8 protein-coding genes are annotated in these 15,594 nt (G+C 68.7%); 1 reads left to right on the top strand and 7 read right to left on the bottom strand.

The genetic code is table 11. The features are described from left to right. Positions 1 to 25: 25 nt before the first annotated feature. From Q5716_RS02045 to Q5716_RS02020, 6 genes are all read right to left on the bottom strand, one after another. The gene (locus Q5716_RS02045) at positions 26 to 7,516 is read right to left on the bottom strand and encodes an SdrD B-like domain-containing protein (protein WP_305001423.1); all 7,491 of its coding nucleotides are present in this window, start codon (positions 7,514 to 7,516) and stop codon (positions 26 to 28) included. Between the two features lie 432 nt (positions 7,517 to 7,948). Further along, positions 7,949 to 8,536: a GNAT family N-acetyltransferase gene (locus tag Q5716_RS02040; RefSeq protein WP_305001422.1), complete on the bottom strand. Its 588-nt coding sequence runs from the start codon at positions 8,534 to 8,536 to the stop codon at positions 7,949 to 7,951. Continuing rightward, entirely contained in the window at positions 8,533 to 9,795 is a 1,263-nt protein-coding gene (locus Q5716_RS02035; RefSeq protein ID WP_305001421.1) for a saccharopine dehydrogenase family protein, read from the bottom strand. Before Q5716_RS02035 ends, Q5716_RS02040 begins: the two co-directional genes overlap by 4 nt. A 77-nt stretch (positions 9,796 to 9,872) precedes the next feature. Beyond that, positions 9,873 to 10,493, bottom strand: a complete 621-nt coding sequence (locus Q5716_RS02030) for a phosphatase PAP2 family protein (protein WP_305001420.1) — start codon at positions 10,491 to 10,493, stop codon at positions 9,873 to 9,875. A gap of 19 nt (positions 10,494 to 10,512) precedes the next feature. Continuing rightward, entirely contained in the window at positions 10,513 to 11,742 is a 1,230-nt protein-coding gene (locus Q5716_RS02025; protein ID WP_305001419.1) for a multidrug effflux MFS transporter, read from the bottom strand. Further along, a complete protein-coding gene (locus tag Q5716_RS02020) occupies positions 11,739 to 12,854 on the bottom strand; it encodes a Gfo/Idh/MocA family protein (RefSeq protein WP_305002949.1) in 1,116 nt (371 codons plus the stop codon). The genes Q5716_RS02025 and Q5716_RS02020 overlap by 4 nt, the downstream gene beginning before the upstream one ends. Positions 12,855 to 13,023: 169 nt before the next feature. Here Q5716_RS02020 and Q5716_RS02015 point away from each other — a divergent pair, with 169 nt between their 5' ends. Beyond that, positions 13,024 to 14,541: an alpha-N-arabinofuranosidase gene (locus tag Q5716_RS02015; RefSeq protein ID WP_305001418.1), complete on the top strand. Its 1,518-nt coding sequence runs from the start codon at positions 13,024 to 13,026 to the stop codon at positions 14,539 to 14,541. Positions 14,542 to 14,545: 4 nt separating this feature from the next. On the opposite strand, the gene Q5716_RS02010 is transcribed toward Q5716_RS02015, so the two are convergent. Next, positions 14,546 to 15,574 (bottom strand): LacI family DNA-binding transcriptional regulator, encoded by a 1,029-nt coding sequence (locus tag Q5716_RS02010; RefSeq protein WP_305001417.1) that lies wholly within the window; start codon positions 15,572 to 15,574, stop codon positions 14,546 to 14,548. Positions 15,575 to 15,594 lie beyond the last annotated feature (20 nt).

The following is a 15,594-nucleotide window of genomic DNA, read 5'->3' as shown; positions in this document are numbered from 1 at the left end:
GGGTCGCAGCCAACCCCCTCACTCTTTAGGCCCCGGTCGACCGGCGCCCCGTGCGCCGCGACCGAGCAATCAGCAGCGCGGTGAGGCCCAGCCCGAACAGGACCGCTCCAGCGCCGATGATCGTTGTGACGGTGCTGCCGGTGAGGGCGAGCGCCGTGGGACGAGGAACGACATGGGTCGTCTCGCTCGACTGACCGACTTCGTGAGTGACAGCAACGGTCGTGTCGGTCTCCCCGAGGGTCACCTCGAAGGAGTAGCAACCGAGGTCGGCCGGAAGGACGCTAGGCGTCGTGTAAGTGCCGTCGCCGTCCACCGTGATCACTCCCTCGAAGGCGACCTCCGCGTCATCCCACGCGACTGCGCTGCAGTCCGTGGTGGTGGCGATCGGGCCATACAGCACCCAGGTCGCCTCGATGGTCGCGCCGCGAGTTCCCTCGATGATGATCGAGTCGGACACGCGAGTCTCGAGCTGGGTCTGGCCGTTGCTCACCTGGGTCGACACGATCGGCGAGAGCGCCGTGACGAGGAAGGTTTCCGCCGGGTCGCCCGCGGCGTGGACCGCGGCGAGCGAGCTGTCCGTCGCCGCGAGCGCACCGGTGTAGGTGTAGCACCCGGGCAGGCCGATCACGCTCTCGGTCGTGCCGTAGTCGCTCGTGCCCGGCTGGACCGTGAACGATCCCGTGTCGAACACCGGCGCGGCCGTCCAGTTCACGGTCGTGCACTCGCCGAGGACGGGCTCGACCGGGCCGAGCAGCTGCCACTCGTAGAGCGCCTCGTCGATTCCGAACGAGGAGATCGTGATCGAGTCGGTGATGACGTCGCCGGGCTCCGCGGTCAGAACGGATGCCTCGGTGCTGATCGCGGGCTCGAACGGCTCGATCAGGAACGTCTCGAGCGGGTCACCCGCGGGCAGCTCCACCCCGAGGCTCGTGGCGGTCGCCTCGAGCTGTCCGGTGTAGCTGTAGCAGGCGGCGTCCGTGACGACCGTCGCGTCCGTCGTGTACGTCCCGTCGCCGGTCACCTCGAACTCTCCCGAGTCGATGACGTCACCGTCAGCAGCCCAGTCGATGGCGACGCACTGGCCGGCTCCATCGGGCTCCGCCTGGACGAGAGTCCAGGAGTACGTCGTGGTCACGTCCGCGAGACCGCTGATCTCGACAGCGTCGGTGAACGACTCACCGGGCAGCCCCTCCGACTCGGACGCACGTGTCGTCACTGCGGGGTCGTAGGGCTCGACGATGAAGGTCTCGGCCGGGTCTCCCGCGGCGAGCTCGACAGCGTCTGTCGTTGTGGATGCGGCGAGGGAGCCCGTGTAGGTGTAGCACCCTACGGCCTCGGCCGACGTCGCGGGGGTCACGTACGTACCATCGCCGTCGATCGCGAGCGTCCCCGAGTCGGCGACGGCCGCACCGGTCCAGTCGACCGCCTCGCACGCGTCGTCGACCGGAGCGACGGGTCCGAGGAGGGTCCAGTCGTACTCGGTCTCGGCACCATTGAGCCCGGTGACGACGATCGAGTCCGTGAACTCGTCTCCAGCGACCCCGGTCGAGCCGGACGCGGTGGTCACGACGGACGGGAGGTAGGTGTCGACTCGCACGGTCTCCGCGGGGACGCCGGGGTTCTGCACGACCGGGTCGGTGCTCACGGAACCCGCGAGGCTTCCGGCGTAGCTGTAGCAGCCCACCGCAGTCAGCGTCGAATTCGGCGTGGCGTACGTGCCGGCTCCGTCCACTGTGAAGCTCCCGCTGGCGACCACGGCCGCGCCGGTCCAGTCGAGGCTCACGCAGGAGTCCGCGACCGGCGCGATCGGGCCGACGAGCGACCACGAATAGGCGGTACCGGCCGGGATCGGCCCGGTCAGCACGACCGTGTCCGAAACCGTGACGCCCGGGGCCCCGGTCTGCGGGGTGGCCTGCGTCGTGAGGCCCGGGATCGCCGAGTCGATGAGAACCGTCTCCGCGGGGTCACCCGCAGCGAGGCTGACGCCGAGGCTCGTCGCGGTGCCGGCGAGGTCACCCGTGTAGGTGTAGCAGCCCGCCGCGACGAGCGTGCTCGCGGTCGTGGTGTAGGTGCCGTTGCCGACCACCTGGAAGCTGCCGCTGTCGAAGACCGGCGCTCCCGTCCAGTCGACGGCGGCGCACGAGTCAGCGACGGGCGCGATCGGGCCAAGAAGCGTCCAGTTGTAGTCTGCCGTCTCACCGTCCAGCCCGGTCACGACGACCGAGTCGGTGACCGCAGTACCGGGGCCCGCCGAGTTGGTCGACGCCTGCGTGGTCGCGGCTCCGACGTTGGCATTCACGAGCACCGTCTCCTCGGGGATGCCTGCGCCGAGGACGACCTCGTCGCTCGCCGGGGTTGCGCCCAACGTGCCGACGTAGGTGTAGCAGCCGACCGCCTCGAGCGACGTCGCGGTGGTCACGTAGGTGCCGTCACCGCTCACCGCTACGGTCCCGCCGTCGTAGGCGGGAGCACCCGTCCAGTCGACCGCGTCGCAGCTACCGGCGACCGCGGCGACGGGGCCGAGGAGCGTCCAGCTGTAGGTGGCGTCGTAGTCTCCCAGACCGGAGACGACGACACTGTCGGAGACCGACGTGCGGGGCGCCGCGACGTTCACGGAGGCCTGGGTGGTGACTGCCGGAGAGAGCGCGTCGACGAGGACCGTCTCCTCGGGCACACCGGGAGCGAGGATGACCTGCTCTGTCGTGTCCGTCGCAGCGAGAACGCCGATGTAGGTGTAGCACCCAGCGCCGCCGAGCGTCGACGACGGCGTGCTGAACGTTCCCTCGCTCGCCGTGACGCTGCCGGTGTCGTACACGGGCGCGCCCGTCCAGTCGACGGCGTCGCACGAGTCGGCGACGGCGGCCACGGGACCGAGGAGGCTCCACGTGTACGACGGGGTCTCGGCACCGAGTCCGGAGACGGTGACGGCGTCGGACACTGTGTCACCCGGGTTGGCGGAGTTCACCGAGGCCTGAGTCGTCACGACCGGCGTTCCGGCGGTGACGAGAATCGTCTCGGCCGGGTCACCCGCGGCGTGGACAACGGTGTTGCTCGTGCCGCTGGCCGCAAGCGTGCCGGTGTAGGTGTAGCAACCGACCTCCGCGATCGTGCTGGCATCGGAGGTGTAGACCCCGTCGCCGTCGATCTCGATCGTGCCCGAGTCGAGCACCGCGGCGCCCGTCCAGTTCACTGCCGAGCAGGAGTCGGCAACCGGCGCCACGGGGCCCAGCAGCGACCACGAGTAGTCGGTCTGCTGGTCGCCGAGGCCGGCGATGGTGATCTCGTCCGTGACATCCACCGGCGGGTTAGCGGCGTTGGTCGATGCCTCCGTCGCGACGGTGGGGGTCACGGCGTCGACCCGGATGGTCTCTGCCGGAACACCCGCGGGAAGAGTGGCGGCGTCGCTCGTGGGAGTCGCCGCCAGGGCACCGGTGTAGGTGTAGCACCCCGCGTTGCCGAGCTGTGTGGAGCTCGTCTGGTAGGTCCCGTCACCCGTGACGACCTGGCTTCCGGCGTCGAACACCGGTGCCCCAGCCCAGTTGACCGTGTCGCACGAGTTGGCGACCGCCGGCACCGGGCCCAGCAGGGTCCAGGAGTACGTGGCGCTCTGGCTTCCGAGGCCGGTGATCGTGACCTCGTCGCTCACCGACTGCAGCGGGGCGGTGACGTTGGTCGAGGCCTCGGTGGTCACCGTCGGCGCGTTGGCCGAGATCGTGAAGGACTCGGACGGCACGCCCGGAGCGAGGTCTACCTGGCTCGTCGTCCCGGTGGGCGCGAGCGACCCGCCGTAGGAGTAGCAGCCGACAGCCGACACGGTGGTGCTCGGCGTGGTGTACGACGCCTGCGACGTCGTCACGGCGAACGAACCGGTGGCCAGCGCGGGGGGCGAGTTGGTCCAGTCGACCGCGGCACAGCTGCCGGCCACGGGCGCGACAGGTCCGTAGAGCGTCCACGTGTAGGTCGAGTCGCTCGTGAGGCCGGAGATCGTCACCGCGTCGCTCGCGGTCGCTCCCGGGCGGTTGTTGTTCGTCGACGCAACGGTGCCGACCGTCGGGACGTTCGCCGAGACGAGCACCGTCTCGGCAGGGATGCCGGGACCGTCAACGACCGGGCCGACGGGAATGCCGTCGAGGACGTACGAGCCGACATAGGTGTAGCACCCAGGGGCGTTCAGCTGTACCGGCGGAGTAGTGACGATGCCCGGTCCGGTGACGACGAACGAGTTCGTTCCGACCGTCGCGGCCCCCGTCCAATCCAGCGATACACAGGCTCCCGCGTTCGGCGCTACCGGCCCGAGAAGGGTCCACGTGTAGGTGCCACCAGTAGCAGCGGGAGTGAACGTCACCTGGTCCGTGACGGATGCCGTCGACCCCACCGTCTGAGCGGAGATCTGCGTGCGGTAGAAGCGCGACGCGTTGATGTCATCGACTATGACATACCCGAAGTTCACGTCGGATCGGTCGGTGTCGACCCCGAGCGGGAAGAGCCCGCTGTCGCTGTTGGGCGAGGAGGTGCCGTTATCCAGGTCGTAGGTGTTCTTGATGACGTCCGACAACGGAAGCGTGGAGGTGTCCACGACGACGCGGTAGTCGCCCGAGTGGTAGTTGCTGAAGCGGTAGAGACCGTTGGAATCCGTCACCGCGGAGTCGATGATGTCTCCGGCGGAGTCCAGGAGGTTCACGGTGACGTTCGGGATGCCCGTCTCCGCAGCATCCTTGACGCCATCCTGGTTGTCGTCCCACCACACCAGCTCGCCAGCGCTCGAGGCGACGACGTCGACCCGCACCTGGTTCGAGATGGGAACCTCGAGCGGAAGCTCCTCAGCCCGTCCGATGCCCGTGTGGTTCTGGTAGACGTCACCCTCGCTGTTGCCCGTGGGCTGCATCGTGTAGTGCACGTTGCCGACCTGTCCCGGCGCGAAGCTGGGGATCGTCACCCGGATAGCGGTCGTGTCGGCGATGGTGGCGGGACATCCTGCACCGCCGAAGGTCGCGCACCAGACCGTGGATCCGCCAGCGAGGTTGCTCGCCGCGTACGGGTCGGTGTCGATGAGTGCCGGCGGACGGGAGGTGTACTCGACGATGACTCCGTTGCCGCCCGCGAGGTCAAGCGATGCCAGGGCGAGCGAACCGTCGAAGTCGGTGCCACGACCGTCGCCGTTGTACGGCAGCACGTCGATCCACTGGGACTCACCGACGTTCGACGCCATGGTGTTCGACCACTGCACAGTGAAGCCGATCACATCTGGTGCAACCTCGACGATGGGCTGGTCCACGAGCTTTGTGATGTCGATCTGCGAGGCCGTGCGAACGGTCGTGAACGAGTTCGAGTACCGCTGCTCGATGTTTTGGATGTTGCCCTCGGCCGAGATGACCGCGGTGTTCGCCTTCTGAACTCCGTCCGGAGTGTTGTTGTCGATCTTCACCGTGTAGTCGATGTCCGGCACCGGGGTGTTCGGAGTGATCGGATTCTTCGTCGTGAAGGTCAGCGTGATGCCGCTCACGTCGTCCGGCGTGCACGAGAGTCCGTCCGGGCCGAAGTCCGCCGGCGTCACCTCGATGTTCCAGTCGGCGATCGTCGCCGCCGACGGCACGGGGTTGATGAAGCACGTCGGCAGCGAGTCGGTGATGGTAACGACCCGAGGAGCCGACCCGTTCACCGTGGGGGTGGAGATCGTCGAACCGATGTGGAACGGGACGACCTCACCCGCCAGCGCGTTGCTCGCGGCCTGACCGCCCGTCGTGCTCTTCGACACGGTGAGGATGTTGTCGCTCACGGTGTAGTTGCCGAGTCCGCGGTTTACGTACGGAGCGCCGTTCGCGCTGTACCAGAGGGTGTCGATGCTGTTGTCGCCCGGAGTGGTGAGCACGTTCGTCATCGGCACGCTCACATCGAGGGAGAGCGAGGTCATCGAGCCGGTGAAAGTCACTCGGACGGTAGTGACCGCCGAGGGCCCGCCAGCAGCAGCGATGGAACTGTACCAGGGGCCGTCGGTGACAGAATCGCCCGCGACACCGCAGCTCTTCGAGAACAGATTCCCCACCGGCTGCGTTCCATACTCGATGACGTAGGGCGCGAGGGTCCCCGATCCGCCACTCTGCGTGACCGTCACCGGCACGTCGTCACGGATCTGCTCGCGAGTCGGATCGAAAGCGTCGCACATCACAAAGTCGGTCGTTGCGACGGACGGGAGAACCGTGGTGAGCTTCGCGACGAACTTCTGGCCGGGGACGAGCTGGGCTCCCGTCGACGGGTGACTCGGGAGGTTGCCTCCCGTCTCCGAGTACAAACCCTTGTAGGTCGTCACGTTGTCGCCGCTCGAGGGGTACAGGACAACAGAAGCGCAGTTGTTGTTGTTGGCCGGCGACGTGCACGTGTCATCCGGGTACCCGCCGGGTTCCCAGCCAGTGGCATCTGCGGCACTCCCGAAGTTCGACGTACCGCCCGCGGCCTCCGGGTCGAAGCCGCGGAGCTGGTCGCTCGCGGTTACACCGCCGGCGGGGATCGAAGACTCGGGGACGAACAGGAAATAGTCGCCCGCGAACACCGTCGTCTGGTTGGCGGCGGGAGAGACCTGCACCGGGCCCCCGCCGGTGTTGGCCCCGGTCACCTCGATGGTGATCGGCTGGCCCGGCGCCGACTGCGCACAGTTCCAGGTACCGGCCGCGACACCCTTGACATCAGGGAATCCCGCGAGGGGCGCGAGTCGGCAGTCGCCAGGGGTGAATAGGACGGTGCCCGCAGGCATCCCCGCGAGGTCATCGACAAACGTGAACGGGCTGACGAGGGCGGCGATGCCCTTGGCGTTCGGCGAGTTCAGCTGAGCACCGGCAACGTTCACGCGCAGCACCGCTCCGGACTGTCCGTTGTAGACGCCGGGGCCCTGAGAGTAGAGACCGATTCGCTTCGAGAGGTCGACCCGGGCGCGCGACACCACGGTGATGGGGTTCGGGGTGTACTGGGTGGTGGTGGACCCGACCGTGACCGAGAGCGGAGCCTGAAGAACTGTTCCACTCGGAACGTCGGGCGAGACGGTCGCGACCATGCCCAGTGAGCCCGCACGCGCGTTGCCCGGGGCGAACGTCAGCGTGCAGGTGAGGGTCTGACCAGAGATCGTTCCCGTTGCCTGGTAGTCAGGCCCGTTCTCGCAGAACAGAAGGTTGTTCGACTGCCATGAGAACCCGGACGGCAGGGTCTGGGTGTAGGTGGCGGTGAGCGACTCGCCCGCACTGACGTTGTAGAACCAGTCGTAGCGCACATTGTCGTTCGTGCACACGACTCCATCGGTCGCGCTGTTATCGCCGCCAGCGCCCGTGATCGCGCACGCTGCGGCAGTTCCCTGACCGGTGCCGTCGTAACCGATCTGGATGCCGAAGTTCGCGGCTGAGGCCGGGATAGCGCCGACGAGTCCACTCAAGAAGATCGCCAGCAGCGCAGCGATCGCCGCGACGACGCCCCACCGCGCGCGAGCGCGGGTACGACCGACGGAAAGTGTCTCCAACTGGGAAGTGCTCACTGTGACCCCTTGAACCCCTGAATGCGAAAGCGCGTTCGGGTGACGCGCTGTCGGCACGGTACAGCACGCGGTCAGCCAAATGGAGGACCGGAAAAGTGGTGGAAAGCCCGACAAATCGGGGCAAAATCGGCCATAGACAGACAGGTTTGTGCACCCAAAATGTGCAGCGCCGTGCATGTGAGTACGATTCAAACGGGGTACGTTTTCGTCGAGTCAACTCCGTGCATTGCACAAAGTGGGCGTCGCCGCTTCACGGGAATTCAGAGGCGGCTCCGCACTCATTGCACAAAATGGGCCTATAGGTCGAGCGTGCAAGTTCTGGAGTGCGCACGGGTCATTTTGTGCACCCAGAACGGCGCCCACCGCAGGGAGTCGCCTCGTCAGGTCCCGGCTGTGTGGGAAACCGTTACCTGTTCGTTACATACGGAGCGCTCAGGCGACGCTGAAGGTCGAGATCCCTAGCGCTCCCGACGGCAGCTCGACGAAGCCGATCCGGTCGTAGAAGGCGCGCGCGGAGGTGTTCGCCGGGTCCACCATCAGGTGCAGACCGAGGATGCCGCGGTGGTGCAGATCCGCGCGCAGGGTGGCGATGAGCGCTCGACCCAGGCCGTGACCCTGCGCCTGCGGCAGGAGGTCGATGTGCAAGTGGGCAGGGTACGCGGAGAGCTCCGGAAGAAGCATCCGCTCCGGGTCCAGCCCCATCTGGATGATCGGCTCGTCCACCGCCGAGCCAGCCGCGTACTTCGCCGCGAAGCTCGGAAGCCAGCGCTCACGGTAGAGGCCCACAAAGGCCCGCGTATCGGCCGCCGCGACGATGTAGCCCACCACGCGCGATCCGTCGTCGACGACCCACGCGGATTCCGGCTCGAGATCGATGTAGGGCCCGGCGAAGACGTCGGGCAGCAGGTCGTCGGTCGAGTACACGCCCGAGGCATCCTGACCAGCCGCGCCCGTGCGCACGCAGACGTCGTAGACGTCCGCGCGGTCGGCAGGTCGGTACGGCCGGATGACCGGGGTCACTGCTCGCGCAGCCCCCAGGCCTGGCCGTACCCGCCGTCCGCGACAGGGAGGGCCATGAGGTCGAGGAACGGCTTCGCGTCGAACGCCTCCGGCCCGAGCACGCCGGTGCCGGACCACGTGCCGTTCGCGAGCAGCTCGAGCGCGATCACGGGGTTGAGCGCGGTCTGCCACACCACGCACTGGCTCTCGTACTCGGCCATCGTCCACTCGTTGTCGCTCACGTGGTACAGATACACCTCGCGGGGCGAACCGTCGACGCCAGTGCCAGTGACCCAGAGGCCCGCGCACGTCTTGCCGGTCATCCGGGGGCCGATCGTCGCGGGATCGGGAAGTCCGGCCGCGACGACGTCGCGCGGGGCGACCATCACGGGCCCGTCGGCGGAGCGAACGCGCAGCGGCTCCGTCTTGTCGAGGCCGAGCTGGTGCAGCGTCTTAAGGATGCCGATGAACTCCTCGCCGAGACCGTACTTGAAGGTCACGCGCTTCGCGTCGACCCAGCGCGGCATGAGGAGCACCTCCTCGTGCTCGACATTGACACACTCGACCGGCCCGATGCCCTCGGGGAAGTCGAAGACCTCGGGCTCGGAGAAGGGCGCCGTCGTATACCAGCCCTTGTCCTTCTCCCAGATCACCGGCGGGTTGAGGCACTCCTCGATCGTCGTCCAGATGGAGAAGCTCGGGGCGAAGATCTCGTTGCCGGCCTCGTCGCGCACCACGAGGTTCGCGCCGTCGCGGGTGCCGAGCTCGTCGATCTCGCTGAAGAGATGGTCCGCAGCGTAGCGCGCGAAGACATCGGAGAGCCCGGGCTCGACGCCCATGCCGACGAGGGCGAGCCGGCCCGCCTGCTCCCAGTCGGGCGCCTGCGCGAACTGGTCGTCGCCGAGCTTGACGCCCGTCTGGCTGTGCGGGTCGGTGGGATGCGGCTCGCTCAGGCTCATCGCCATGTCGAGGTAGTCGGCGCCCGCCGCGAGCGCACCCGCGAAGATGGTCGGCACGAACTTCGGCTCGACGGCGTTCATGACGTGGGTCGCGCCGTGCTCCCGCGCAACAGCGGCGACGCTGTCGGGGTCGGAGGCATCGATGCGGGATGCCACGAACCTCCCCTTCGCCTCCCCGCGGGCCTCGAGCCACGCGATCGTGCGCTCCGCCCGCGACTGGTCGTAGTCGCTCACGATCATCGTCTCGAAGAAGTCGCGCCGGGCGGCGATCTTCGCGATCGCGTCACCGACGCCGCCGGCGCCCACAAGGAGGATTCTCATGCCTCCACGGTATCGCTTTCCGCGGTTTCCGTCGCGGGGAACTTGCCCGGCGACCGATTCCGCAGGTGCCGGCCCGGTCACACGGGCGCCGCGCCGGGGCGGGGGCGGTGCAACGGCGGGATGAGCGACCACACGAGCACGGCGACTGCGGCCCCGAGGAGGGCTCCGCCGAGGGTGTCACTCACCCAGTGTGCGCCGAGGTAGGTGCGGCTCAGCGCCATGAGCACGACGTAGGCGACCCCGGCCGCCCACACCCACGCGCGCCGCACGATGAGGCCGAGCATCACGGCGATGGTCGCGGCGTTCGCGACGTGGCCCGAGGGGAAGGAGCCGGCGTCCACGTGGATGAGAAGGATATCCTCGGGCCGCGCCCGGCCGAAGAGCGCCTTGAACGCCTGCACGAGGCCCGCGCTGAGGGCCGAGCCGAGCACCCAGTAGAGCGCCTCCCACCGCTTGCGCAGGAGAAGCAGCACGAGCGCTCCGCCGAGCGGCACGACGAAGACGGCGAACCAGCCACCACCGAGGAAGTCCATCAGCAGCGCCGGGATCGTGAACCACGCGGCGCGCTCCTCGAGCACCTCCGTCATCCACTCCGAATCGAAACCGAACGGGCTGCCCCGCAGTCCGATGAGCGCGCCGAGGCCGACGACGAGGGCGAGGGCCGCCACCGCGGCGATGACGAGGTGGTATCGGCGCATCCCCCCACGCTACCGGTCGCTACCTCGACAGCGCCGGAACCGTCCAGGGGCGCACGACCGTCCACAGCACCACGATGGAGACGCTCGCGGTGATCGCCATGATCGACGCCATCGGAATCGCGTTGTCGATGTGGAACAGGCCGACGATCGGCGAGATCAGTCCGGCGAGGCCGAAGTTCAGGGCACCGAGCAGGGAGGCCGCCGTTCCTGCCTCACTGCCATGGTTGGCGAGCGCGAGCACTTGCGTGGCCGGGAAAGTGAACCCGCACGCGAAGATGAAGAACCAGAGCGGGATGAGGATGCCGAGCAGCCCCGCACCGATCGTGTCGAGCACGACGATCGTCGACGCCGAGAGCACGAGCACCGCGAGAGACCCCCCGAGGATCCACTGCGGCCCGATGAACCGAGCGAGGAACGAGCTCGCCTGCACCCCGACGACGATGCCGACCGAGTTGGTCGCGAACAAGAACCCGTACTGCTGCGGGTCGAGTCCGTAGACGTCCTGGAAGAGGAACGACGAGGAGGAGAGATAGGCGAAGAGGCCGGAGAAAGTCATGCCAGCGATGACCGCGACGCCGATGAAGATGCGGTCGGAGAACAGCGAGCGGTAGCGCTGGCTGGCCGTCGAGTGACCGAGATCGACGCGGCGCGCGGGGGGCAGGGTCTCGACGATGAAGAAGATCGCGGCGAGGACGACGAGGAAGCCGTAGACCGACAGGAAGACGAAGATGCCGCGCCACGGCATGATCTGCAGCAGTTGCGAGCCGATCACGGGGGCGAGGATCGGGGCGAGCCCGTTGACGAGGGCGAGGCGGCTGAGCATCCGCACCAGGGGAAGTCCGCCGAACAGGTCGCGCACGATCGCCGTTGCGACGACGCCGCCCGCCGCCGCGCCGGCGCCCTGCAGCAACCGGAAGACGAAGAGCCACTCGATCGACGGGGCGATGAACACCCCGAGGCTCGCGAACACGTGCACGCTCGTGGCGATGATGAGCGGGAGCCGACGCCCGACTCGGTCGCTCCACGGGCCCACGAAGAGCTGCCCGACGGCGAAGCCGAGCATCGTCGCCGTGAGCGTGAGCTGGATCGCGGCCTCGGTGACGCCGAACTCGCCCTCGATCTCGGGGAACGCCGGGAGGTAGAGATCGATCGTGAACGGACCGAGAGCGGTCAGCGCCCCAAGGACGAGGATGTAGACGAGGCGCTGTCGGGGGGTGAGGGAGTCTCCGGGGTGGACGACCGTCGTCACTGGTCGATCACGGTCCAGGCGCTCCCGTTCGACGAGCTCGACTCGATGGCGCTCAGCACGTGCTGGACCTGCGCGCCGTCGGCGAAGGAGGGGGTGGGCTGCACTGACTCCACGATACCGGTCACGAAGTCGCGCACCTGGTTCGAGAAGCCGTGCTCGTAGCCGAGCATGTGACCCGCCGGCCACCAGGCGGCGACGTAGGGATGCTGCGGCTCGGTGACCATGATGCGCGTGAAGCCCTGCTGCTCGACCGGTGCGGTGGCGTCGTAGTACTCGAGGAAGTTCAGGTCCTCGAGGTCGAAGGCGATGGCGCCCCTGTCTCCGGAGACCTCGAGGCGCAGGGCGTTCTTACGCCCCGTCGAGAACCGGGAGGCCTCGAACTGCGCGAGGACGCCGTTCTCGAACCGTCCGGAGAAGAGGGCGAGGTCGTCGACCGTGACGTCGCCGTACTCCCCCGGCTTGCCGGGGATGGGCCGCTTCTTCGTGATCGTCTCGATCGTGCCCGAGACGCTGGCGAGGCGCATGCCGGTGACGAACTGGGCCAGGTCGATGGCGTGCGCGCCGATGTCGCCGAGCGCTCCGGAGCCCGCGAGCTCCTTCTGCGAGCGCCACGTGTACGGCGCCTCCGGGTCGGTGAGCCAGTCCTGCAGGTAGCTCGCGCGCACGGAGTGGATCGCGCCCACCTTCCCGGCCGCGACCATGTCGCGGGCGAGGGCTGTCGCGGGCACGCGACGGTAGGTGAAGCCGGTCATCGCGAATACGCCCTTCGCAGCGGCGCGCTCCGCGGCTGAGGCCATCGCGTCGGCCTCTTCGGCGGTGTTCGCGAGCGGCTTCTCGCACAGCACGTGCTTGCCCGCCTCCAGGGCGGCGATCGCGATCTCGGCGTGCGAATCGCCCGGGGTCACGATGTCGATGATGTCGATGTCGTCCCGGGCGATGGCCTCGCGCCAGTCGGTCGCGGTCTCGGGCCAGCCGAGCTTGTCGGCGGATGCCTCGATGCCGGTGCGACCGACGATGAGCTGCATCACCGGCTCGGCGGGCAGGTCGAAGAATCGGGGAGCGGTGCGCCACCCCTGCGAGTGCGCGGCGCCCATGAATCCGTGACCGATCATGGCGACTCTGAGGGTGGGCTTCGACACGGGATCCTCCTTGGTCCGGCACGGGTGCGGCTGGACGGAGCCGCGGCTTTGTTCGAGCGTCGACCTAAGTCTGGTCGCTCGGGGCTCGCAGCGCAAACGATGCCAGGTATATCGTAAAACCATTAGGAAGCAAGGAGGCACCGTGAGCAGCGACGCCCACGTCATCGTCAACCTCGACGTCCCCGGGCCGGTCATCAGCCGCCATCTCTACGGCCACTTCGCCGAGCACCTCGGGCGCGGGATCTACGAGGGCTTCTGGGTCGGCGAGGACTCGTCGCTCCCTCACCGCGACGGCATCCGGCTCGACGTCGTCGAGGCACTGCGCGCGCTGCAGGTCCCCAACCTGCGGTGGCCGGGAGGATGCTTCGCGGACGAGTACCACTGGCGGGACGGAGTCGGGCCCCGCGAGCACCGCCCCCGGGTCGTCAACAGCCACTGGGGCGACATCGTGGAGACGAACCACTTCGGCACTCACGAGTTCATGGCCCTGTGCGAACTGCTCGGGGCCGAGCCCTACGTCAACGGCAACCTCGGGAGCGGCACCGTCCAGGAGATGAGCGAGTGGGTCGAGTACCTCACCCGCGCGGACGACAGCCCCATGGCGCGGTTGCGGCGCGAGAACGGCCGCGACGAGCCCTGGCGCGTTCCCTTCTGGGGGCTCGGCAACGAGGCGTGGGGCTGTGGCGGGAACATGACGCCAGAGCACTACGCCCACGAGGCTCGGCGGTACGCGACGTTCTGCCGTGACCACAGCGCCAACCGCCTGACCCGCATCGCCACCGGTGCCCCCGACGACGACCTGCGCTGGACGCGCGCCCTCATGGAGGCACTGTCGTGCCTCGGCTGTCAGAAGGAGCCGACGAACGTCTTCCAGGCGATCTCGTTCCACTACTACACGCACGCGGGAGAGGGCATTCAGTCGAGCCCGGCCCGCGGCTTCAGCGGCGACGAGTTCCACCGCACGATGCGCACCGCCCTCGACATCGACCGGATCATCACCGCCCACACCGCCGTCATGGACGCCTACGACCCGAGGGGCGCCGTCGCGCTCGTGTGCGACGAGTGGGGAACGTGGTGGCGCGCCGAGGAGGGCACCAACCCCGGCTTCCTGGAGCAGCAGAGCACTCTGCGGGATGCCCTCGTCGCGAGCATCCACTTCGACGCGTTCCACCGTCACGCGGCCCGCCTGCGCATGGCCAACATCGCCCAGACCGTCAACGTGCTGCAGGCGATGCTGCACACCTCCGCCGACGGCGGTCTCGTGCTGACCCCGACGTACCACGTGTTCGAGATGAACAAGGGGCACCAGGACGCGACCTCTCTCCCGCTGCACGTGCTGTCGTCGCCGACGGTCTCGGTCGATGGCGACGAGTTCTCCGCGATCTCGATCTCGGCGAGCACGACGGGTTCGACTGCGCTCGTCTCACTGTCGAACCTGTCGGCGGATGCCCCGCTCCCCGTCCGAGTGGAGCTGCGCGGCCGCGCGGCCGGGATCCGCCGGGCCCGCATCCTCACCGGGGACGCGGCGGACGCGGCCAACACGTTCACGGAGCCCACCCGGGTCGCGCCGGCACCGTTCGACGCGAGCCTCGACGCCGGCGCGCTCGTCGCGACCCTGCCCCCGCACTCCTTCGCCACGGTCGAGCTCGACCTGGCCTGACCCGTCAGAGGGTCGTGCCGCGACGGACCAACCGCGCGGCGGGCATGACGATCTCGCGCGGCACCGGACCGTCCGCGTGAATGCGGCGGGCGAGGAGGCGCACGACAGCGTCGGCGATGGCGTCGTTGTCCGGGTCCACCGTCGTGAGCGCGGGCGTCGCGAACCGGCCGGCGCGCGTCCCGTCCCAGCCCACCACCTGGACACGACCGGGGACATCGATACCGGCGGCAGCGAGGGTGTGGAGCGCGCCGAGGGCCGTCTCGTCGGTGAGCGCGAGCAGGGCCTCCGGGATCGCGCCCTCGGCGATCAGGGCGGCGGCCGATCGTGCCCCGTCATCGAAGCCCACCCCTCCCCCGACGAGGAGCCGCGCGTCCGGCGCTACCCCTGCGGCGGCGATCGCCTCGAGATAGCCGCGGGTGCGCAACGACGCCATCGAGACAGGGCCGCCGGGCTGCGCGCCGAGCACAGCAATGCGGCGCGCGCCCGTGGAGAGCAGGTACTCGGTGGCGGCGCGCGCTCCCCCGACATTGTCCATCACGACGTGGTCGAGGGAGCTCGAGACCTCCCGCTCGCCCACGATCACGACGGGACGACCGGGATGCCGCCGCGCAACCTCCTCGGCATCGCCCGCGGCCAGAACGAGCGCGAGGCCGTCGTACTGGTCGAGGTGGCCGCGCTCCACCGTCGCGAGTTCGCTCTCGCGGCGTCCCGCGGTGTGCTCGAGGACGAGCCGCAGACCCGCTTCGGCGAACCGGACGGCGAGCCGCTCCGCGAACTCGGCGTAGTAGGCGAGGGAGAAGTCGGGCACAGCAAGCGCCACGACACCGGTTCGCCCCGATCGCAGCCGGCTGGCGCTCACGTTCACGCGGTAGCCCAGCTCCTCGATCGCGGCGAGAACCCGCGCACGAGTCGCGGCACCGACGCGCGCGGTGCGCCCGTTCACCACATTCGAGACCGTCATCTGCGAGACACCGGCACGATGGGCGACGTCGCCCATCGTGGGCGCGCTCGAGGGCCTGTCGCCGGTCGTCACGACTCCATCATGCCGCCGCG

This window comes from Antiquaquibacter soli, assembly GCF_030580675.1.
Lineage (GTDB): Bacteria > Actinomycetota > Actinomycetes > Actinomycetales > Microbacteriaceae > Rhodoglobus > Rhodoglobus soli.
This window is presented reverse-complemented; position numbering and strand designations above follow the sequence as displayed.